The organism is Microbacterium sp. ARD31 (genome assembly GCF_031844425.1).
This window is the reverse complement of sequence record NZ_JAUZVE010000008.1, coordinates 37,439-57,075: the sequence shown is the minus strand read 5'-3', so window position 1 is coordinate 57,075 and position 19,637 is coordinate 37,439. Positions and strand designations below refer to the sequence as shown.

At 69.2% G+C, this 19,637-nt stretch carries 21 protein-coding genes and 3 tRNA genes; 14 read left to right on the top strand and 10 right to left on the bottom strand.

Features of this window, described 5'->3' with window-relative positions:
- Window positions 1-38 precede the first annotated feature (38 nt).
- Complete coding sequence (locus Q9S36_RS20600) at window positions 39-695, top strand: GntR family transcriptional regulator (protein WP_311286731.1); 657 nt, start codon at window positions 39-41, stop codon at window positions 693-695.
- Between the two features lie 13 nt (window positions 696-708).
- Window positions 709-1,200 carry a GNAT family N-acetyltransferase gene (locus Q9S36_RS20595; protein WP_251455118.1) on the top strand — a complete coding sequence of 164 codons (492 nt, stop codon included), beginning with the start codon at window positions 709-711 and terminating at the stop codon, window positions 1,198-1,200.
- A gap of 61 nt (window positions 1,201-1,261) precedes the next feature.
- Here the strand turns inward: Q9S36_RS20595 and Q9S36_RS20590 are convergent.
- Window positions 1,262-1,345 (bottom strand) — tRNA-Leu (locus Q9S36_RS20590).
- Window positions 1,346-1,498: 153 nt separating this feature from the next.
- On the opposite strand from Q9S36_RS20590, the gene Q9S36_RS20585 reads away from it, so the two are divergent.
- The 8 genes from Q9S36_RS20585 to pknB all read left to right on the top strand — a co-directional run bounded on the left by Q9S36_RS20585 (window position 1,499) and on the right by pknB (window position 11,041).
- Window positions 1,499-2,236 carry a DUF3662 and FHA domain-containing protein gene (locus Q9S36_RS20585; RefSeq protein ID WP_311286730.1) on the top strand — a complete coding sequence of 246 codons (738 nt, stop codon included), beginning with the start codon at window positions 1,499-1,501 and terminating at the stop codon, window positions 2,234-2,236.
- Window positions 2,233-2,763: an FHA domain-containing protein gene (locus Q9S36_RS20580; protein ID WP_311286729.1), complete on the top strand. Its 531-nt coding sequence runs from the start codon at window positions 2,233-2,235 to the stop codon at window positions 2,761-2,763. The genes Q9S36_RS20585 and Q9S36_RS20580 overlap by 4 nt, the downstream gene beginning before the upstream one ends.
- An 18-nt stretch (window positions 2,764-2,781) precedes the next feature.
- Entirely contained in the window at window positions 2,782-4,017 is a 1,236-nt protein-coding gene (locus Q9S36_RS20575) for a Stp1/IreP family PP2C-type Ser/Thr phosphatase (RefSeq protein WP_311286728.1), read from the top strand.
- Window positions 4,017-5,402: an FtsW/RodA/SpoVE family cell cycle protein gene (locus tag Q9S36_RS20570; protein ID WP_311286727.1), complete on the top strand. Its 1,386-nt coding sequence runs from the start codon at window positions 4,017-4,019 to the stop codon at window positions 5,400-5,402. Before Q9S36_RS20575 ends, Q9S36_RS20570 begins: the two co-directional genes overlap by 1 nt.
- Window positions 5,399-6,853 carry a penicillin-binding transpeptidase domain-containing protein gene (locus Q9S36_RS20565; RefSeq protein ID WP_311286726.1) on the top strand — a complete coding sequence of 485 codons (1,455 nt, stop codon included), beginning with the start codon at window positions 5,399-5,401 and terminating at the stop codon, window positions 6,851-6,853. The genes Q9S36_RS20570 and Q9S36_RS20565 overlap by 4 nt, the downstream gene beginning before the upstream one ends.
- Window positions 6,850-8,643, top strand: coding sequence for a serine/threonine protein kinase (locus Q9S36_RS20560; RefSeq protein WP_311286725.1), 1,794 nt, complete (start codon window positions 6,850-6,852; stop codon window positions 8,641-8,643). The genes Q9S36_RS20565 and Q9S36_RS20560 overlap by 4 nt, the downstream gene beginning before the upstream one ends.
- Before the next feature lie 17 nt (window positions 8,644-8,660).
- Complete coding sequence (locus Q9S36_RS20555; RefSeq protein ID WP_311286724.1) at window positions 8,661-9,245, top strand: DUF1349 domain-containing protein; 585 nt, start codon at window positions 8,661-8,663, stop codon at window positions 9,243-9,245.
- Window positions 9,246-9,346: 101 nt separating this feature from the next.
- Complete coding sequence (gene pknB, locus Q9S36_RS20550) at window positions 9,347-11,041, top strand: Stk1 family PASTA domain-containing Ser/Thr kinase (protein ID WP_285814611.1); 1,695 nt, start codon at window positions 9,347-9,349, stop codon at window positions 11,039-11,041.
- Between the two features lie 3 nt (window positions 11,042-11,044).
- Here the strand turns inward: pknB and Q9S36_RS20545 are convergent, their stop codons facing one another.
- The 3 genes from Q9S36_RS20545 to Q9S36_RS20535 are packed head-to-tail and all read right to left on the bottom strand — an operon-like array spanning window position 11,045 to window position 12,629.
- Window positions 11,045-11,674 carry a glutamine amidotransferase-related protein gene (locus Q9S36_RS20545; protein WP_311286723.1) on the bottom strand — a complete coding sequence of 210 codons (630 nt, stop codon included), beginning with the start codon at window positions 11,672-11,674 and terminating at the stop codon, window positions 11,045-11,047.
- Window positions 11,671-11,826 carry a hypothetical protein gene (locus Q9S36_RS20540; RefSeq protein WP_251455105.1) on the bottom strand — a complete coding sequence of 52 codons (156 nt, stop codon included), beginning with the start codon at window positions 11,824-11,826 and terminating at the stop codon, window positions 11,671-11,673. The genes Q9S36_RS20545 and Q9S36_RS20540 overlap by 4 nt, the downstream gene beginning before the upstream one ends.
- Complete coding sequence (locus Q9S36_RS20535; protein WP_311286722.1) at window positions 11,826-12,629, bottom strand: class E sortase; 804 nt, start codon at window positions 12,627-12,629, stop codon at window positions 11,826-11,828. Before Q9S36_RS20535 ends, Q9S36_RS20540 begins: the two co-directional genes overlap by 1 nt.
- A 55-nt stretch (window positions 12,630-12,684) precedes the next feature.
- Between Q9S36_RS20535 and Q9S36_RS20530 the strand changes: the two genes are divergently transcribed.
- Window positions 12,685-12,921, top strand: a complete 237-nt coding sequence (locus Q9S36_RS20530; protein ID WP_251455101.1) for a cell division protein CrgA — start codon at window positions 12,685-12,687, stop codon at window positions 12,919-12,921.
- A gap of 124 nt (window positions 12,922-13,045) precedes the next feature.
- On the opposite strand, the gene Q9S36_RS20525 is transcribed toward Q9S36_RS20530, so the two are convergent.
- Window positions 13,046-13,927 carry a rhomboid family intramembrane serine protease gene (locus Q9S36_RS20525; RefSeq protein WP_311286721.1) on the bottom strand — a complete coding sequence of 294 codons (882 nt, stop codon included), beginning with the start codon at window positions 13,925-13,927 and terminating at the stop codon, window positions 13,046-13,048.
- Between the two features lie 14 nt (window positions 13,928-13,941).
- The gene (locus Q9S36_RS20520) at window positions 13,942-14,514 is read right to left on the bottom strand and encodes a peptidylprolyl isomerase (RefSeq protein WP_251455097.1); all 573 of its coding nucleotides are present in this window, start codon (window positions 14,512-14,514) and stop codon (window positions 13,942-13,944) included.
- 96 nt (window positions 14,515-14,610) lie between these two features.
- Between Q9S36_RS20520 and Q9S36_RS20515 the strand changes: the two genes are divergently transcribed.
- Together Q9S36_RS20515 and Q9S36_RS20510 are read left to right on the top strand one after the other, a co-directional pair.
- Window positions 14,611-15,189 carry a DNA helicase gene (locus Q9S36_RS20515; protein ID WP_251455095.1) on the top strand — a complete coding sequence of 193 codons (579 nt, stop codon included), beginning with the start codon at window positions 14,611-14,613 and terminating at the stop codon, window positions 15,187-15,189.
- On the top strand, window positions 15,182-15,655 hold the full coding sequence (locus Q9S36_RS20510) for a YbaK/EbsC family protein (protein ID WP_311286720.1): 474 nt from the start codon (window positions 15,182-15,184) through the stop codon (window positions 15,653-15,655). Before Q9S36_RS20515 ends, Q9S36_RS20510 begins: the two co-directional genes overlap by 8 nt.
- Before the next feature lie 14 nt (window positions 15,656-15,669).
- Here the strand turns inward: Q9S36_RS20510 and Q9S36_RS20505 are convergent.
- Together Q9S36_RS20505 and Q9S36_RS20500 are read right to left on the bottom strand one after the other, a co-directional pair.
- Window positions 15,670-15,742 (bottom strand) — tRNA-Ala (locus tag Q9S36_RS20505).
- 12 nt (window positions 15,743-15,754) lie between these two features.
- Window positions 15,755-15,828: transfer RNA gene (locus tag Q9S36_RS20500), tRNA-Ile, on the bottom strand.
- Window positions 15,829-15,934: 106 nt separating this feature from the next.
- Here Q9S36_RS20500 and Q9S36_RS20495 point away from each other — a divergent pair.
- The gene (locus Q9S36_RS20495) at window positions 15,935-16,648 is read left to right on the top strand and encodes a VIT family protein (RefSeq protein WP_311286719.1); all 714 of its coding nucleotides are present in this window, start codon (window positions 15,935-15,937) and stop codon (window positions 16,646-16,648) included.
- 27 nt (window positions 16,649-16,675) lie between these two features.
- On the opposite strand, the gene Q9S36_RS20490 is transcribed toward Q9S36_RS20495, so the two are convergent.
- Entirely contained in the window at window positions 16,676-17,080 is a 405-nt protein-coding gene (locus Q9S36_RS20490; RefSeq protein WP_251455089.1) for a DUF3566 domain-containing protein, read from the bottom strand.
- Window positions 17,077-19,632: a DNA gyrase subunit A gene (gene gyrA / locus Q9S36_RS20485; RefSeq protein ID WP_251455086.1), complete on the bottom strand. Its 2,556-nt coding sequence runs from the start codon at window positions 19,630-19,632 to the stop codon at window positions 17,077-17,079. The genes Q9S36_RS20490 and gyrA overlap by 4 nt, the downstream gene beginning before the upstream one ends.
- Window positions 19,633-19,637 lie beyond the last annotated feature (5 nt).

Genomic DNA, 19,637 nt, shown 5'->3' with positions numbered 1-19,637 from the left:
GGGCGAGATCGATGACGGTTCCGTACACTTAGGGCGCCATGATCGACACGGAAGGCTTCACGCCACTCACGCCCCGCGAGGGCACGGCACTCGGCGACGACGTCTACGCCGTCCTCGGAGAGGCGATCATCCGCGGCACGTTGCGGCCCGGCGACCGACTCCGCGACGTCGAGCTCGCCAGCCGCCTCGGGGTGTCGCGCACGCCCGTCCGCGAGGCGCTGCAGCGTCTGGAGCGCCTGGGCCTCGTCGAAGTCGCCGCCAACCGCTACACCCGGGTGAGCGAGCTGCACCCCCGTGCCAACGCCGACACCATCGAGTTCATGACGTACGTCGCGGGCGACGCGATGATCCTCGGCCTCGCGCGCTGCACCGATGAGCAGCTGGTCGATCTGGTCGGCTCGGTGGACGCCCTCGTCGAGGCCTCGTCGCGCGACGATCACCTCGCCATCCTCGGCGCGACCGTCGGTCTGTATCAGCTCACCATCCGCGCCACCGGCAACCACGTCTTCGTGACGATCATGCGCGAGGCGGGCCTGGCACTCCAGCGCAATCTGCAGGCGTGGACCCCGCCGGTCGAAGACGCCGACACCCGCACCGAGCGCTACCGGGCCCTGCGGCAGGCGGTCGCAGACCGGGACGGCCGGCGGGCCGAGGCGCTGCTGCTCGAGATCAACCACATCGTCACACCGGCGTGAGAGGGTGAGTCGCGTGGGACACATCGAACTGCGCGCTGTGGACGAAGACGATCTGGATGCGATCTTCGAGATGATGCGCGACCCCGACGCGATCGCCCAGGCCGCCTTCACCGCCGAGGACCCCGATGACCGCGGGGCGTTCGACGCATGGATCCGCCGCCAGCTGGAGTCGCCGGGCGTGCAGTCCTGGGTGGTGACCGAGGACGGCGGCTTCGCCGGCACCGCCGCCGCCTTCACCGTCGACGACGACCGCGAGGTCAGCTTCTGGATCGCCCGGCACGCCCGCGGTCGCGGCGTCGCAACCGAGGCGCTGCGGCAACTCGTCGCGCGCGAGCCGATCCGCCCGCTCTTCGCCCGGGCCGCGACCCACAATGCGGGCTCCATCGCCGTGCTCGAGCGGAACGGCTTCACCGAGGTGTCGCGGAACGTCGCGTTCGCACCGGGTGTGGGGCGCGAGGTGGAGGAGATCGTCTTCACTCTGGTGCCGGCCCTCGACGGCGTCTGAGGACCGAGGCCGCAGCCGGAAACGATGAAGGGCCCCCTCTCGGGAGCCCTTCATCTCGCTGTGCGCGAGGGGGGAGTTGAACCCCCACGCCCTTTCGGGCACTGGCACCTGAAGCCAGCGCGTCTGCCTATTCCGCCACTCGCGCGAGTCGGTGCACCGGGGCGCTCCGAACTCGACTCCCGATCGTATCACGGGGTCGGAGGTGCCCCGATCCCGCGCGGAGCCGCACCGCGTCCACACCCCGTACAGACTGTGCAATTAGCATGTAGCGATCCGGCACCGCCCTCCGAGGAGCCCCGTGGGACTACTTGACAGCTTCGAGAAAGGTCTTGAGCGCGCCGTCAACAGCGCGTTCGCCAAGACCTTCCGCAGCGGCATCCAGCCCGTAGAAATCGCTTCCGCGCTGCGCAGCGAGCTCGACAAGAAGGCCGCCGTGGTCAGCCGCGAGCGCATCCTCGCTCCGCACACGTTCGTGGTGCTGCTGTCGCCCGACGACCACGAGAAGATGTCCGCGCTCGGCAACGCGCTGCCCGAGGAGCTCGACTCCCTCGTCCACTCGCACGCCCGGGCGCAGGGGTACTCCTTCGCCGGTCCGGTGACCATCGAGCTGCGCCGCGACGAGCAGGTCGCCACCGGCACCCTGCGGGTGGACAGCTCGGCCGCCCAGGGTCGCGTGGCGTGGCGCGGCGTTGTCGAGATCGCCGGCAAGCGGCATCCGCTCGTCAAATCCCGCACGGTCATCGGGCGCGGCAGCGACGCCGACATCACGATCCCGGACTCCGGAACGAGCCGCCGCCACGTCGAGATCCTGTGGGACGGCGAGCGCGCCATGGTGCGCGACATGAAGTCCACCAACGGCACGAAGCTCGACGGACGCCCGGTCACCGAAGCGCCCCTGTCACCGGATTCCACCGTCACCATAGGCCGCACCGATATCGTGTTCCGCGTGATAGCGCAGGCGACCCCACCGAAGCCCCCGTTGCCCGACGACGTCACCCGCGCCTACGACGTCCGAGAGCAGGGGCCGCTGACGTGAGCGAACTGACGTTCCTGCTGCTGCGCATCGGCTTCCTGCTGGTGCTGTGGTTCTTCGTGTTCGCCGTCATCTACTCGCTGCGGGCGGATCTGTTCGGCGTGAAGGTGCGCAAGATGCCGGATGCCGCACCCGCCGCCGCGGCGCCGGTCGGCCAGACCGCTGCGCGAACCTCGTCGCCCTCGACCCCGCCGCGCGCGATGCCCGCGGCCTCGAAGGGCGGCAAGGCCACGGTGGACGCGGTCGCCCGCATCGTCATCACGTCGGGCCCGAAAGCCGGACTGGAGCTGCCGCTGGGGTCGGAGCCCCTCACGATCGGGCGCTCGAGCGAATCGGGACTCGTCATCCGCGACGACTACACCTCCAGCCACCACGCGCGCCTGCTGCTGTGGGGCGACCAGTGGATGATCCAGGACCTCGACTCGACGAACGGCACGTGGCACGACGGCGCCCGGGTCTCGACGCCGGTGCCCGTGGTCGTGGGCGCCCCGATCAAGGTCGGCGCGACGACCTTCGAGCTGCGGAAGTAGACGGGCGGACCTCTCTTCATGGTCTTCCAGGGCTCGAGCGCCGCGATCTCGCACACCGGCAAGGTGCGCTCCAACAACCAGGACTCCGGTTACGCCGGATCGAACCTGTTCGTGGTCGCCGACGGCATGGGCGGTCACGCCGGAGGCGACGTCGCCTCGAGCCTCGCCGTCAACCGCCTGCAGCGGATCGACGTGCCGTACGACTCCACCTCGACCGCCGAGCGGGTCCTCCGCGAGGCGATCACCGACACCGCCGCCGACCTGATCGACACCGTCCACCAGCGCCCCGAGCTCGCCGGCATGGGCACCACGGTCAGCGCGCTGCTCATGGTCGACGAGTACGCCGTCATCGCCCACATCGGCGACTCGCGGATCTACCTCTTCCGCGACGAGGCGCTCACCCAGATCACGACCGACCACACGTTCGTGCAGCGTCTGGTCGACTCCGGTCGCATCACGCCCGAAGAGGCGCGCTTCCACCCGCGCCGCTCGGTCCTCATGCGGGTGCTCGGCGACATGGATCCCGACCCCGAGGTCGACACGTTCATCATGCCCACCCAGCCGGGGGATCGCTGGCTGCTGTGCTCGGACGGCCTCTCGGGCGTCGTCGACGACCCGCACACCGCGAAGGCGATGGCCGCGGGCCAGGCGCCGGGCCGGACGGCTGACAACCTGCTGCGTCAGGCGCTCGACGGCGGCGCCCCCGACAACGTCACGATCGTGATCATCGACGTCGGGGGAGCGCATCCGGTCTTCTCGGGCACACCCACGATCGTCGGATCGGCGTCGAACCCGATCGGGGTCGAGGTGCCCGCCGCCCGTCCCGGGCGCACGAGCTGGCTGCACCCGAACCGCCAGGCCGCGAACGAGCCGACCCACTTCGAGCCGGCCGCGGAGTTCCTCGAGGAGCTGATCGAGGAGGACCGCCGACGCGCGCGTCGTCGTCGCTGGGGCTGGATAGCCGGCCTCGTGCTCGTCCTCGCGCTCCTGGCCGCCGGCATGTTCGGCGTCTACCAGTTCACGCAGACGCGGTACTACGTGGGGGCCGACACCGACTCGGTCGTCATCTTCCGCGGCATCCAGCAGGACATCGGGCCGATCTCGCTGTCGACCACGTACGAGGAGACCGGCATCGAACTCGACGCTCTCTCGCCGTTCACCAGGGCCACGGTCGAGCGCACCATCAGCGCGTCGTCGCTGGACGACGCCCGCGCGATCGTCGATCGGCTCCGCGCCGTCTCGGGAGGTGACTGATGTCCGCACCGGCCACTGACCAGCTGTCGACCGACACGGCGGTGATCCGCGCGCTCAAGCGCATCCGCGTGCCGCAGACCCAGCGGAACCGCGAGCTCTTCCTGCTCGTGTTCGCCTTCGCCATCAATGCCGGCGCCCTCGTGCTGGTGCAGCTGGGCGAACTGGGTGCCGTCGACTGGACGTTCGTCGTCTACTGCGGCGGCCCGACGGCGCTCATCGTGGCGCTGCACATCGTGCTGCGGTTGAAGGCGCGTGCGGCCGACCCCTTCGTCGTCCCCATCGCGACGCTCCTGACCGGCCTCGGCATCGCGATGATCTACCGCATCGATCTGGCGCGCGACCGCAACGGCTGGGAGGCCTTCTCGACCCGGCAGCTCGCGTGGGCGGCTATCGCCCTCGTGCTGGCCATCGTCGTGGTCATCCTCCTGCGCAACTACCGCGTGCTGTTCCGCTACACCTACATCTTCGGATTCGCCGGCATCGGCCTGCTGATCCTCCCCGTGATCCCCGGCCTCAGCGGCGGCGGCAACGCCGACGTGTGGGTCGACGTCGGGTTCTTCACCTTCCAGCCCGGTGAGTTGGCCAAGCTGGCACTGGCCGTCTTCTTCGCCGGCTATCTGGTCCGCACCCGCGAGAGCCTCACCTCGGTCGGCACCCGCTTCCTCGGCATGACCTGGCCGCGCGCGCGCGAACTCGGTCCGCTGCTGGTGATCTGGCTCGTCTCTCTCGGCATCATCGTCATGCAGCGCGACCTCGGGACCGGCCTGCTGATCTTCGGCATGTTCGTCGCCATGCTCTACGTCGCCACCGGCAAGACCAGCTGGGTGCTCCTCGGCGTGATCCTCGCCGCCGCGGGTGCGCTGCTCGCCTCGCGCGTGCTGCCGTACGTGCAGGGCCGCTTCACCAACTGGCTCGACGCGTTCAACCCGGCGCTCATGGACAACAGCAGCTTCCAGCTCGTGCAGGGCATCTTCGGCCTCGCGCAGGGAGGCCTGATCGGCACCGGGCTGGGACTCGGCCGTCCCTACCTGACGCCGGTCGCCGAGAGCGACTACATCTTCCCGAGCCTCGGCGAGGAGCTCGGCCTCGTGGGCCTGTTCGCGATCCTGTGCCTGTACATGGTGTTCACCAGTCGCGGCATCCGCATCGGCCTGGCCGGCCAGGACGACTTCGGGAAGCTGCTGGCCACGGGGCTGTCGTTCACCATCGCGCTGCAGGTGTTCATCATGGTCGGCGGCGTGACCCGGGTCATCCCCCTGACCGGACTGACCACCCCCTTCCTGGCGGCGGGCGGTTCCTCGCTCATCGCCAACTGGATCATCGTCGCCCTGCTGCTGCGGATCTCGGATGCCGTGCGCTCACGCCCGCGGGTGGTGATCGGATGACCAAGGAACTGCGCCGGCTCAGCATCATCATGATGCTGATGTTCTTCGCGCTCTTCGCCTCGACGAGCGTGATCCAGGTCGTCCAGGCCGACACCCTGGCCGACCACCCCGCCAACACGCGGGCGCTGTACGACTCGTACGAGGTGCAGCGCGGCTCGATCATCGCGGGCGGTGCCGCGATCGCGTCCTCGGTGCCCTCCGACGACATCTACAGCTGGCAGCGGCAGTACGCCGACGCCCCCATGTGGGCTCCCGTCACCGGCTACCTCCCCCCGCTCGGCGAAGCGACGGGCATCGAGCTGGCGTTGAACCAGATGCTCAGCGGCACCGACGACTCCCAGTTCCTGACGCGGATGGAGCGGATCTTCACCGGACAGCCGCCGCGCGGCTCGAACGTCGAGGTCTCGGTCGACCCCGACGTGCAGCGCGCGGCGTTCGAAGCGCTCGGCGACCTCGAAGGCGCCGTCGTGGCGATCGAGCCCGACACCGGCCGCATCCTCGCGATGGTGACCAGCCCGAGCTTCGACACGAACCTGCTGGCATCGCACGACACCGCCGAGGTCAATCGCGTCTTCGACGAACTGGTCGCCGACCCGGCGGACCCGCTGTCGAACCGGGCCATCGCCGGCGATCTGAATCCCCCGGGCTCGACGTTCAAGCTGGTCGTCGCCTCGGCCGCCCTGGCCTCGGGGGAGTACACGCCCGAGTCCGAGCTGCCGAACCCGGCCTCGTACACCCTCCCGCAGTCGAGCGCGGTGGTCTACAACGCGAGTGGCGGCCGATGCGGCTCGGGTGACGAGGTCACGATCGCCGACGCCCTGCGGCTGAGCTGCAACATCCCGTTCGCCGAGCTCGCGGTCGAACTCGGCGATGAGGCCATCCGCGCCGAGGCCGAGAAGTACGGGTTCAACCTCTCGTTCGAGGTGCCGCAGTCGTCCACCGCCTCGAGCTACCCCACCGGCCTCGACGACGCGCAGACCGCGCTCTCGGGGTTCGGGCAGGGTCAGGTGACCGCGACGCCGCTGCAGATCGCCATGGTCTCGGCCGGGATCGCCAACGGAGGTGTCGTGATGAGCCCGCGCCTCGTCGACCAGGTGATCGCCCCCGACCTCTCGGTGCAGCAGACGTTCGACGACGTCGAGTTCGGCCGGGCGCTGGAAGAGGACCTCGCCGAGGAGATGGTGCAGATGATGGTCGCCAATGTCAGTGACGGCGCGGCGTCGGGTGCAAGAATAGACGGGGTCGAAGTAGCCGGTAAGACCGGCACCGCCGAGAACGGATCCGACGCACCGTACACCTTGTGGTTCACCGGATTCGCCCCGGCGGAAGACCCCCAGGTGGCCGTTGCGGTGGTCGTCGAGAACGGCGGAGGCCAAGGACAATCGGGCAGCGGCAACACGATCGCCGCGCCTATCGCGAAGACGGTCATGGAGGCGGTGCTGGGCAGATGAGACCGACGCAGGGAGTGACCTTCGGCGGCCGCTACGAGCTGGAATCGCGGATCGCCATCGGCGGCATGGGCGAAGTCTGGGAGGCGACCGATCACGTGATCGGCCGCACCGTCGCCATCAAGATCCTCAAAGACGAGTACATGGGGGATCCGGGCTTCCTCGAGCGCTTCCGCGCCGAGGCCCGTCACGCCGCGCTCGTCAACCACGAAGGCATCGCCAGCGTGTTCGACTACGGCGAGGAGGCCGGAAGTGCGTTCCTGGTCATGGAGCTCGTGCCCGGCGAGGCCCTGTCGACCATCCTCGAACGCGACGGCACGCTGTCTACCGACAAGACCCTCGATGTCGTAGCGCAGACGTCGGCGGCGCTGCAGGCCGCACATGCCGCCGGCCTGGTCCACCGCGACATCAAGCCCGGAAACCTCCTCATCACCCCGGACGGCCGAGTCAAGATCACCGACTTCGGCATCGCCCGTATCGCCGACCAGGTGCCGCTGACGGCGACCGGCCAGGTCATGGGCACGGTGCAGTACCTGTCGCCCGAGCAGGCCTCCGGTCACCCGGCATCCCCGGCCACCGACATCTATTCGCTCGGCATCGTCGCCTACGAGTCGCTCGCCGGCAAGCGCCCCTTCACGGGCGAGTCGCAGGTGGCGATCGCCATGGCGCAGATCAACGAGCAGCCGCCGCCCCTGCCGCCGACGGTGGCCGAGCCGGTGCAGAACCTCGTGATGGCGATGATCGCCAAGAAGCCCGACGAGCGTCCCGCCTCGACCGCCGCCGTCGCGCGGGCCGCCACCGCTATGCGCCGCGGCGACCTCGCCGCCGCCGCGGCCGCTGTGCCCGCCGTCGCCGGGGGCGCCGTGCTCGCCGATGAGGCCACGCAGCTGCTCACCGCCGCAGGCGGAACCGCTGCGACCACGCAGCTGCTGCCCGGTGCGGTCCCGATGGGCGCCACGACGCTCACCGAGACGGCCGAGGACGCCGAGCCCGAGAAGAAGAAGCGCAGCCCGTGGACGTGGCCGCTCATCGCGCTCATCCTGCTGCTGCTGCTGATCCTCGGCGGCACGATCTGGGCGCTGCTGGCGAACCAGGGCGACGAGCCGACGTCGAGTCCCACCGCATCGTCGACGACGCCGCGGTCGACGCCGAGCCAGACCCCGACGCCGACCGAGCCCGCAGAGGAGCTCGTGGACGTGCGCTCGCTCGCACTCACCGACATCTCGTGCGACGACGCCCGCGTCATCGTCGAAGACGCCGGTCTGGTCGCGAACTGCGTCGAAGGCAACGCCGCGCCCACCGAGGGCCAGCAGGGACTCGTGTACGAGGTGAACCCGACCGGCCGCGTGCCCGAGGGCACGACCATCGACCTGACGTTCTACGGCGCGCAGGTGCCGCTCGAAGCGCCGGGTGCGGCGACCCTCACACCGTCGACCACGCCGGCGGGCGGCGTCATCACGGTGAACTGGTCGCAGTACTCCTGCCCGTCCGGCGAGGGATCGCCGAGCTCCTACAACTTCACGGCCACCAACGGCACCTTCCCGAACGGCGGCACGGAGTCCTCGTTCGGCGCGGGCGACCGCACGACCCAGCTCACCGTCCCCGCCGACGCCACCGGCCAGGTGACGGTGTCGTACACCGTCACCTGCACCGGAGGCCCGTCCGGCGAGCGCACATCTCCGGCATCGCCGGAGGCGGCCGCGACGATCGAGGCGGTGCCGACGACGGATCCCGGTAACGGCAACGGGAACGGCGAGGGCGAAGGCTCGGGCGAGGGCGAGACGACCCCCTGAGAGAGCGGGGCGGTGCGATGACCGACGTGGCATGGACCGAGGGTCGCTGGACGACGGAGCCCGAACAGACGCGCGTCGCCGAGAACGGCCTCTTCGTGACCGCGAAGGAAGGCAGCGATGCGTGGCGGACGACGTCGTACGGGTTCATCCACGACACCGAGCACGCGCTTCTGACACCGCTGAACGAAGGTCGGGCCGTCGAGGTCACCTTCCGCGCTGACTTCTCCTCGCAGTTCGACCAAGCCGGGGTGTTCCTCAAGATCGACGACGAGAACTGGATCAAGGCCGGAATCGAGCACAGCGACGGCCAGGACAGCCTCGGAGCGGTGGTCACCCGCGGGGAGTCCGATTGGTCGCTCTCGCCCGTGCCCGAGTGGTCCGGAAGAATCGTCACGACGCGAGCGAGCTGGTCCGCGGGCGCGGTGACGATCCGGGCCCGCGCGGATGACGAGCCCTGGCGGCTCGTCAGAGTCGCGCCCTTGCGCTCGGGCGCAGCCGTTCACGCCGGACCGTTCTGCTGCGCACCGACTCGCGCCGGGCTGACGGTTCACTTCCTCGGATGGCGCACCACGGCAGCCGACGAGTCGCTCCACCCCGGGTGATCCGCCCGGACCGTCACCGCCGGCAGGCGACCCCGGGGAGTCCGGCGTCCAGGACCTGGACCCTCGGATAGTCTGGCTGATGTTCCATCAGGGGGGTTTCCGTGACTGCTGAGCCGCGCGTACTCGGCGGGCGCTACCGCGTCGACGAGCCCATCGGCCGAGGTGGCATGGCCCGGGTGTTCCGCGGCTACGACCTCACGCTGGGCCGCGAGGTGGCCATCAAGGTCCTCGACCGCGAGCTCGCCGGCGACAACGCCTTCCGCACCCGGTTCCGCCTCGAGGCGCAGGCCGCGTCCCGCATGTCGCACCCCACGATCGTGCGGGTCTACGACGCCGGGGAGGACTCCGAGACCCTTCCCGACGGCACCGTTCGCGCTGTTCCGTACATCGTCATGGAGCTCGTTCGCGGCAGGCTGCTGAAGGAGATCATCGCCGAGGGACCGGTGCCGGTCACGGATGCCGCGCGCTACGTCGACGGCATCCTGGAGGCCCTGGAGTATTCGCACCGGGCCGGCGTCGTGCACCGCGACATCAAACCCGGCAACGTCATGGTCACCCCCGCGGGCCAGGTCAAGGTCATGGACTTCGGCATCGCCCGCGCCGTGTCGGACAGCTCGTCCACCGTCGCCGAGACGACGACCATCCTGGGCACCGCCGCCTACTTCTCACCCGAGCAGGCCAAGGGCGAGCCCGTCGACGGGCGCGCCGACCTGTATTCCACCGGCGTCGTGCTCTACGAGCTGCTCGCCGGCCGCACCCCCTTCCGCGGTGAGTCGCCGGTCGCGGTGGCGTACCAGCACGTCAGCGAAGCGCCCCTGCCGCCCTCCGAGATCAACGAGTCGGTGCCCCGCGCCATGGACGCCGTGGCGCTTCGCGCGCTGGCGAAGGATCCGTTCCAGCGCTATCAGGACGCTGCGGGGTTCCGCGAGTCGCTCGACGCGGCCATCGACGGCAAGGCTCCGTCGAAGCGGCAGCTCGGCGCGCTGACCAGTGAGCTGTACGGTCCGAATCCGCGGCAGGCGGCCGAGACGGCTCGGTCTCTGCGGCAGCTGACCACCGACACGACCATGAAGCGGACGCAGCCCGGACCCCCGGTCGCGTGGATCTGGACCGGCGTCGCACTGCTGGCGGTCCTCCTGGTGTCGATGCTCTTCTGGGTGCTCTCCATCCAGCCGCGCGCCGAGGTGCCCAGCATCGCCCGCATCGTCCCCGACGTCACGGGCATGACGTACGAGCGCGCCAGCAGCGAGCTGGGCGGCGAGGATCTGGTGTCGTTCCGGATCGACGAGGCCAACACCGAGGTCGCCGCCGGCAACGTCATTCGCACCGACCCCGCAGCGGGGGAGTCGGTGAATCCCGGCCAGCAGGTCCGCGTCTTCGTGTCGGAGGGGCAGGAGATGGCCACGGTTCCCGCGCTCGAGGGCCTGGGTCAGGAGGCCGCCGAACAGGCGATCGCCGATGCGGGACTGTCGCTGGGCTCGGTGCGCCGGCAGAACGACGCCGATCTCACCGAGGGCACCGTCATCTCGGCAGACCAGAGCCCGGGCATCTCGGTCCCCGCAGGCACGACCGTCAACCTCATCGTCGCGTCCGGCCGCATCGCGATCAACGACGTCCGCGGCTACACCGTCGACGCCGCGCAGCGCGAGCTCGAGGCGCTGGGGCTCGAGGTCCTGACCGAAGAAGACACCGCGTGCCCGGCGTCGGCGCCGCCGACCGTGTCGGGCCAGTCGCTGGCTCCCGGAGACGTGCCGGTGCGCTCGACGATCACGCTGACGTTCTGCTCGGGAGAGTAGGCCTCACCGACGCGGATGAAGCCGGGCGCCGCGCGCGGCGGCATCCGGATATCCCGCCTGGCCCAGCCAGTTGCCGAGCAGCAGATGTCCGCCCTCGGTGAGCACGCTCTCCGGGTGGAACTGCACGCCCACGATGGGCAGGGTGCGATGCGCGAGGCCCATGATGACACCGCTGCCGGTGCGGCCGGTGACGATCAGATCGTGGGGCACGGTCTCGGGCACGACCGCCAGGGAGTGGTACCGCGTCGCGGTGAACGGATCGGGGAGTCCTGCATACAGCGCAGAGCCGTCGTGGTGCACGGCCGAGGTGATCCCGTGCATGAGCTCGGGCGCGTGGTCGACGCGGGCGCCGAAGGCCTCGGCGATGGCCTGGTGGCCGAGGCAGACACCGAGCAGGGGGGTGCCTCGCCGCGCGGCCGCGTGGACGACGGCGATCGAGGCACCGGCGGCCGCGGGCGTTCCGGGCCCGGGAGAGATGAGGATGCCGCGGCGACTCTCGAGAGCGGCATCCGGATCGAGGATGCTGTCGGCCTCGACCACCTCTGTGTCGGCACCGAGCTCGTGCAGGTAGCCGACGAGCGTGTGGACGAAGCTGTCGTGGTTGTCGACGACCAGCACCGGCGGGACGGTCACTCGACGGTGACCTCTTGCGGGTTGACGAACTCGCTCACCCAGGGGAAGGCGTAGAAGAACAGTCCGTACAGTACGGCCGCGATGAGCACGAGCAGGATCAGGACCCGCACCCACCAGGGACCGGGGAGCACCCGCCACAGCGCCGCGTACATCAGGCGCCCGCCGCGTCGATGAGCGAGGAGGGGGGTCCGTCCGAGCGGGGTGTGAAGGACTCGAACACGCTGTACGCGACGATCCGCTCGGCGAGGGAGTAGAGAGGACTGCAGCTGGTCATGGTCAGGTACCTGGTGCCCGCGGGGGCGTCCATCTCTTGCGGGACGGGGAGGAGGACCTCCACCTCGTCGGGGGTCACGTACTCGAGCGTGCGGAAGCGGTAGGTGTACCAGCCGGCTTCGGTCTCGACGACGATCGCGTCGCCGACGCGCAGCTCGGCGATGCGGTTGAACGGTGCGCCGTACGTGGTGCGGTGGGCGGCGACGGCGAAGTTGCCGACCTCGCCGGGCATCTTCGAGCCCGGGTAGTGGCCGATCCGCGCGCGGTCGAGGGTTCCCGCGCGGGTGACGCCGCCGGCCATCGTCACGGCGTAGTCGTCGCCGAAGCGGGGGACGCGCATGACCGCGAAGTCCTCGGTGCCCTGCGGCTCGGGCAGCACCACAGGCTCGACCGCCGCGGGGTCGGCGGTGTCGTCGGGCGTCGCGCTCGGCGCCGGCTCGGTCGGCTCGTACTGCTCGGCCCACGTCTCGCTGAGCTCAGCACCTTCGGCGTTGGCCTGCGCGCCGTAGATGACATCGCCCAGCCACAGCTGCCATCCGACGTAGAGGAACACCAGCACGCCCGCGGTGATGAGCAGCTCGCCGAAGACGCCCACGACCGAGACCCGGCGACGCGGCGGCGACCCTTCGGCGCGCCGAGCGGACCGGCGGCGGGCCGTGCGGTCACTCGTGGCGTGGGACACAGGGGGATTCTAGTCAGCACATGTTTCGCGCTTACTGGCAGTTAGACTGTTCGGCATGGCACGACCAGGCAATGACGACGAGCTCGTGGAGCGCGCAGAGGGCGAAGCCGCCCCCAACCCGGTGTGGTTCAAGCCGATCATGATCGGGCTCATGCTCGTCGGGTTGGTGTGGGTGCTGGTCTTCTACCTGAGCGGCATGCAGTATCCGATCCCCGGCATCGACGCCTGGAACCTCGTGATCGGCTTCGGCATCGCCTTCATCGGCTTTCTCATGACCACGCGCTGGCGGTAGTCAGCGCTACCAGCGACGAGAGCGCAGGGCCTTCGGGTCCTGCGCTCTCGTCATTGGAGCGCGCTGCGGAGTTATCCACAGGTTCATCCACACCTGGGGATGAATCACACGCGTGTAATTCGTGTCAGAAGAACAGCAGCGGGGGCACGAGAAGCAACCCCACGAGCGCTGCACCCAGCGCGGCGAGCAGCGCGATCTGCAGTCGGCGACGGCGCACCGAGCGGGTGCGGGCGAAGATGAGGCCCACGAGCGCGCCGGTGACGAGTCCGCCGATGTGCGCCTGCCACGAGACGTTGAAGCCCGGGATGAAGCCGATGACCAGGTTGATGCCGAGGATGATGGCGATACCGGTGATGTTCGCGCCGAGGTGCCGGCCGATCACCAGCATCGCGCCGAAGAGGGCGAAGATCGCGCCGGAGGCCCCCACGACCTGCGTGGTGAACGACAGCAGCGCGACGGCGACCGAACCACCCAGCGCACCCATCAGGTAGAGGGTGAGGAAACGCCATCTGCCCAGCAGCGGTTCGAGGCTGCGTCCGAGCAGCCACAGCGCCAGCATGTTGAGGCCGACGTGCCAGAACCCGGAGTGCACGAGCGCGACGGTGAGGAGCCGCCACGGCTGGAAGGCTCCGGTGAGATCCGGGTAGAGCGCCGGCGCCCAGAAGAGGAGGGCGCCCTGCACGAGCGCCCCGGCGCCGGGGACCAGGCCGATGAGGAACGCCAGCGCCGTGATCGCGATGATCGCGTAGCTGACGACCGGCCGTCCGTCCGACGTCGCGGCAAGTACGCGGGGGCGTGACCACCGACGCTCCGCCTTGCGCTGCGCGGGAGACTGGTTCTTCTGCTGCGCCTGCAGGCACTCGGGGCAGATCACGCCGACGGCCGCCGGGGTCTGGCACTCGGGGCAGATCGTACGGAGGCACCGCTGGCAGAGCACGAAGCTCTGACGGTCGGGATGCCGGTAGCAGAAGTTCTCTCGGTTGCGACGGAAATCGTCGGTGGTCACGCGCCCCGGTCCTGTCAGACCGTGGCGATGTCGATGGACTCGATGACCACCGGCTCGAGGGGGCGGTCGCCGGCGGCGGTGGGAACCTCGGCGATCGCGTCGACGACGGCCTTCGAGGCGTCGTCGGCGACCTCGCCGAAGATCGTGTGCTTGCCCTGCAGCCACTCGGGTCCGCGGCCGCCCTGGCCGGGAACGGTGATGAAGAACTGCGATCCGTTCGTGCCCTCGGCCTTGCCGGTGATCGAATTGCGGCGGAGCCCTGCGTTGGCCATGGCCAGCTTGTAAGGCTCGGTGAAGGTCAGCTCGGGGCTGATCTCGTCGTTGAAGTTGTATCCCGGTCCGCCGGTGCCCTGGCCGAGCGGGTCGCCGCCCTGGATCATGAAGCCGCTGATGATGCGGTGGAAGATGACGTCCTTGTAGAGCGGACCCTCGCCGGGCTTGCCCGTCGCGGGGTGCGTCCACGAGCCCGAACCGTCGGCGAGGCCGATGAAGTTCTGGACGGTGCGGGGGGCGTGGTCTCCGAAGAGGTTGACGACGATGTCGCCGTGATTGGTGTGGAACGTGGCGACAGCAGTGTGAATCGGCATGCGTACATTGTCTCAGAGTTCGTCGCAACCCCTCCCGCGACAGAGATGGTCTGGCAAGATGGGGAATCCGACATCCCCACACCCTGGGAGGGCATTGTGAGCCTGAGCCGCAAGCGCAAGAAGCAACTCCGTAAGCTGCAGAAGCAGGCCAACAATCTTTGGGAGTCGCAGCAGATCCTGGTCGGCGAGGCCGGAGCCGTCGCCCGCGAGGCGGGACGCCAGCTGGGCACCTACGGTCGCGAGGACCTCGGTCCGACCGTCAAGCACGGCTATGACAAGTACGCCGCACCCTACGTCGACCGCAGCGTCGCCTTCTCCAAGCACGTCCTCGCCGACAAGGTCGTCCCCACCGCGGGCACCGTCGTCGGCAGCGCGATGTCGGTCTGGGATGCCGCGAATGACACCCGCGCCCGCCTGGCCAAGGGCAAGGGCTTCGAACTCGACCGCGGCAAGTACGCCAAGAAGGCCGACAAGTACTCCAAGCAGGCGACGAAGAACCTGTCGCGCAAGCTGCACACCGACTCTGGACGTGACGGGATCGGCGCCGGTGGCGTGATCGCGATCATCCTCGGCGTCGCCGCCGCAGCCGGAGTCCTCTACGCCGCGTGGCAGACACTGCGCGCCGACGACGAGCTGTGGGTGGCGGACGACCCGCTGCGCGCACCGGATGCCTGATCCGCTTCATCGGGTCAACGAAGCCGCCGCCGCCCGGGGACTGGCGATCGAGGTGCGAGAGCGCCCGGTCGCGAACAGTCTTCCCGAGGCGGCGGCGCTTCTTGGTGTCCACCCCTCGGGCATCGTGAAGACGCTCGTGGTCAAGCGCAGCGACGACACCTACCTGTTCGCCCTCGTCCCCGGAGATCGCGCGATCTCGTGGCCGAAGCTGCGGGCGGTCGTCGGCGTCAACAAGCTGCGACTGCCCGAACCCGAGCGGGCCCTCGAGGCCACCGGCTACGAGCGCGGGACGATCGTGCCGATCGGCAGCACCCACGACTGGCCGGTCTACGCCGACGAGCGGATCGTCGGCGAGCGGATCGCGATGGGAGCGGGAGCCCACGGCTACAGTCTCTTCGTCGACGCGGACGCGCTGATCGCTGCGTACAGCGCGACCGTGGCCGACATCTCGCAAGAGGCCTCCTGAGCGGAGGCGGGGAGTGGAGCCTAGGAGATTCGAACTCCTGACATCCTGCTTGCAAAGCAGGCGCTCTACCAACTGAGCTAAGGCCCCGGGGCTTACGTGTGGGGCTACCAGGACTTGAACCTGGGACCTCTTCATTATCAGTGAAGCGCTCTAACCGCCTGAGCTATAGCCCCGTCTGCTGCGACGCGGGGGCGTCGGCAACCTCCAAGACTTTACCCGAATCGGCGCGGATTCTCGAATCGTGGCGCCAAGCCTGAGCCGCGGTGGTTGACTGAGCGCATGACGGAGCCCACCCACGCCGGAGAGACGCATCTCGGCGGCATCGGCCAGCGTCTGAATTGGCTGCGCGCGGGCGTTCTCGGCGCCAACGACGGCATCGTCTCGGTGGCCGCGTTGGTCGTCGGTGTGGCGGGGGCCACGACCGAGATCCCTGCGATCCTGACCGCCGGTGTCGCCGGCGTCGTCGGCGGGGCGATCTCGATGGCTCTCGGCGAGTACGTCTCGGTGAGCAGCCAGCGCGACACCGAGCGGGCGCTCATCGCGAAGGAGGAGCGCGAGCTGCGCGAGCAGCCGGACGAAGAGCTCGCCGAACTCGCAGAGCTCTACCGCCAGCGGGGTCTGAGCGAGGCGACGGCGCGGGTCGTGGCCGAAGAACTCACCGCGCACGATGCCCTCGCCGCACATCTCGAGGTGGAGCTGCACATCGATCGCGACGATCTGGTCAGCCCGTGGCAGGCGGCCCTCTCCTCGGCGGTCGCCTTCACGCTGGGAGCGCTTCTTCCCCTGCTGGCGATCCTGCTCCCGCCGCCCGGGTTGCGCGTGCCGATCACGTTCGTCGCGGTGGTGGTGGCGCTTGCCGTGACGGGCACCGTCTCGGCACGTCTGGGCGACGCGCCGGTCGGCCGCGCGGTGATGCGGCTGGTGGTCGGCGGGGCGCTCGCCCTCGCCGTGACCTGGGCGATCGGAACCCTGCTGGGAACGACCGTGGTGTGAGCGGATGCCGGAAACCCCGGCATCCGGTCAGTTGGAGGTGAAGCCCACCAGCAGTCCGCCGGTGACCTTGACCGCGAGGTTGTAGATGCCCGCGATCACGGCGCCGAGCACCGTGATCACGATCAGGTTCAGGATCGCCACGATCGCCGAGAACGCGAGGACCTGCGGCAGGCTCACGAACTGCGAGACGAGCAGGCTGCCGTCCGAGAAGCTGCCGAGGAAGTCATCGGCCTGCGCGATGAGTCCCGTCGTCTGCACCACGAGGTAGATCATGACCAGCGACACCACGGTGACGATCGCGATCGCGATCGCCGCGAGGAACGAGAGCTTGACCGCGGACCAGAAGTCCACATACACCAGACGCAGGCGGACCTGCTTGGCGCTGGTGCGCCCACTGGACTTCTTCGCGAGCTTGTCGGCTACCGTGCTCATGCGTCAGTACCTTCTTCGGGGATCGGGGATGCGGCGTCAGGGGTGCCGGAGGTGGAATCCTCAGACTCCGCCGTCTCGGCCAGGCGCCGCTCGCCGTTGCGCGCGATCGCGATGATGCGATCCTCGTCGCCGGCACGGGCGAACACGACACCCATGGTGTCGCGACCCTTGGCAGGCACCTCGGCCACGGCAGAGCGTACCACCTTGCCGCTGGCAAGAACCACCAAGACCTCGTCGTCGGTTCCGACGATCAGACCGCCTGCGAGGTTGCCTCGATCGTCGCTCAGACGCGCCACCTTGATGCCGAGTCCGCCTCGGCTCTGGGTGCGGTACTGGTCGACCGCAGTGCGCTTGGCGTACCCGCCCTCGGTGACGACGAACACGAACCCGTCGTCCCGGGCGACCGATGCAGAGAGCAGACTGTCGCGCTCGCGGAACGACATGCCCTTGACGCCCTCGGTGGAGCGGCCCATCGGACGCAGGGCCTCGTCGGTGGCGGTGAAGCGCAGCGACATGCCCTGCCGGCTGATGAGGAGGATCTCGTCGCCCTCGTCGACGAGCATCGCGCTGACGACCTCGTCGCCCTCGCGCAGACGGATCGCGATCACGCCGCCCTGGCGGTTGGTGTCGTACTCGGTCAGACGGGTCTTCTTGACCAGTCCGCTGCGGGTCGCGAGCACCAGGTAGGTGCTGACGGAGTAGTCGCGGATGTCGAGGATCTGCGCGATCTCCTCATCGGGCTGCAGGGCGAGGAGGTTCGCCACGTGCTGGCCCTTGGCATCGCGGCCGGCCTCGGGGACCTCGTACGCCTTCGTCCGGTAGACGCGCCCCTTCGTGGTGAAGTACAGCAGCCAGTGGTGGGTCGTCGTGACGAAGAAGTGCTCGACGACGTCGTCGGCGCGCAGCTGGGCGCCCTTGACACCCTTGCCGCCGCGGTGCTGCTGCCGATAGTTGTCGCTGCGCGTGCGCTTGATGTAGCCGTCGCGCGTGACGGTGACCACCATCTCTTCTTCGGGGATGAGGTCTTCCATCGACATGTCGCCGTCGAACCCGTGGAGGATGTGGGTGCGGCGGTCGTCGCCGAAGCGCTCGACGATGCCGGTCAGCTCGTCGCGGATGATGATCCGCTGCCGGGCCGGGTCGCCGAGGATGTCGTTGTAGTCGGCGATCCGGGCTTCGAGCTCGGTCGCCTCGTCGACGATCTTCTGCCGTTCCAGCGCGGCCAGGCGGCGCAGCTGCATGTCGAGGATCGCCTGCGCCTGGATGTCGTCGATGTCGAGGAGCTTCTGCAGGCCCTCGTTGGCATCCTGCACGGTCGGCGACCGGCGGATGAGCGCGATGACCTCGTCCAGCGCATCCAGCGCCTTGAGGTAGCCGCGCAGGATGTGCATGCGCTCCTCCGCCTTGCGCAGGCGGTATCGCGTGCGGCGGACGATGACCTCGACCTGGTGGTCGATCCACAGCGAGATGAACCCGTCCAGCGGGAGGGTCCGCGGCACGCCGTCGACGATCGCCAGCATGTTGGCGCCGAAGTTCTCCTGCAGCTGCGTGTGCTTGTACAGGTTGTTGAGCACGACCTTCGCGACGGCATCCCGTTTGAGCACGATGACCAGGCGCTGTCCGGTGCGACCCGACGTTTCGTCGCGGATGTCGGCGATGCCGGTGATCTTCCCCTCACGGGCGAGGTCGCTGATCTTCACCGCGACGTTGTCGGGGTTGACCTGGTACGGCAGCTCGGTGATGACCAGGCACGTGCGGCCCTGGATCTCTTCGACGTTGACGACGGCGCGCATCGTGATCGACCCGCGCCCGGTGCGATAGGCCTCTCGGATGCCGCGGGTGCCGAGGATCTGCGCCGCCGTGGGGAAGTCGGGGCCGGGGATGCGCTCCATCAGCGCCTCGAGCAGCTCCTCGCGCGTGGCCTCGGGATGTTCGAGGGCCCACAGCGCACCGGATGAGACCTCGCGGAGGTTGTGCGGGGGGATGTTGGTGGCCATGCCGACGGCGATGCCGACCGAGCCGTTGACGAGCAGGTTGGGGAAGCGCGCCGGCAGGACCGTCGGCTCCTGCGTCTGGCCGTCGTAGTTGTCCTGGAAGTCGACCGTCTCCTCTTCGATGTCGCGCACCATCTCGAGGGCGAGCTGCGACATCTTGGTCTCGGTGTACCGGGGGGCGGCCGCACCCTGGTTTCCGGGCGATCCGAAGTTGCCCTGCCCCTGCGCGAGGGGGTAGCGCAGCGACCACGGCTGGACCAGGCGCACCAGGGCGTCGTAGATCGCGGTGTCGCCGTGCGGGTGGTACTGACCCATCACCTCGCCGACGACGCGGGAGCACTTCGAGAACGACTTGTCGGGACGGAACCCGCCGTCGTACATGCCGTACAGCACACGGCGGTGCACGGGCTTGAGACCGTCGCGCACGTCGGGCAGCGCGCGCCCGATGATGACGCTCATCGCGTAGTCGAGGTAGCTGCGCTGCATCTCGAGCTGCAGATCGACCTGATCGATCTTGCCGTGATCGTGCGGGGTAACGGGGCGTTCTTCGTCAGCCATGTCTT

What these genes read in the sequence shown, in the direction of transcription:
- Q9S36_RS20600 (WP_311286731.1), top strand. Translation starts at nt 39, where the DNA reads ATGATCGACACGGAAGGCTTCACGCCACTCACGCCCCGCGAGGGCACG.
- Q9S36_RS20575 (WP_311286728.1), top strand. Translation starts at nt 2,782, where the DNA reads ATGGTCTTCCAGGGCTCGAGCGCCGCGATCTCGCACACCGGCAAGGTG.
- Q9S36_RS20570 (WP_311286727.1), top strand. Translation starts at nt 4,017, where the DNA reads ATGTCCGCACCGGCCACTGACCAGCTGTCGACCGACACGGCGGTGATC.
- Q9S36_RS20565 (WP_311286726.1), top strand. Translation starts at nt 5,399, where the DNA reads ATGACCAAGGAACTGCGCCGGCTCAGCATCATCATGATGCTGATGTTC.
- Q9S36_RS20560 (WP_311286725.1), top strand. Translation starts at nt 6,850, where the DNA reads ATGAGACCGACGCAGGGAGTGACCTTCGGCGGCCGCTACGAGCTGGAA.
- Q9S36_RS20555 (WP_311286724.1), top strand. Translation starts at nt 8,661, where the DNA reads ATGACCGACGTGGCATGGACCGAGGGTCGCTGGACGACGGAGCCCGAA.
- Q9S36_RS20540 (WP_251455105.1), bottom strand. Translation starts at nt 11,826, where the DNA reads ATGTACGCGGCGCTGTGGCGGGTGCTCCCCGGTCCCTGGTGGGTGCGG.
- Q9S36_RS20530 (WP_251455101.1), top strand. Translation starts at nt 12,685, where the DNA reads ATGGCACGACCAGGCAATGACGACGAGCTCGTGGAGCGCGCAGAGGGC.
- Q9S36_RS20520 (WP_251455097.1), bottom strand. Translation starts at nt 14,514, where the DNA reads ATGCCGATTCACACTGCTGTCGCCACGTTCCACACCAATCACGGCGAC.
- Q9S36_RS20510 (WP_311286720.1), top strand. Translation starts at nt 15,182, where the DNA reads ATGCCTGATCCGCTTCATCGGGTCAACGAAGCCGCCGCCGCCCGGGGA.
- Q9S36_RS20495 (WP_311286719.1), top strand. Translation starts at nt 15,935, where the DNA reads ATGACGGAGCCCACCCACGCCGGAGAGACGCATCTCGGCGGCATCGGC.
- Q9S36_RS20490 (WP_251455089.1), bottom strand. Translation starts at nt 17,080, where the DNA reads ATGAGCACGGTAGCCGACAAGCTCGCGAAGAAGTCCAGTGGGCGCACC.
- gyrA (WP_251455086.1), bottom strand. Translation starts at nt 19,632, where the DNA reads ATGGCTGACGAAGAACGCCCCGTTACCCCGCACGATCACGGCAAGATC.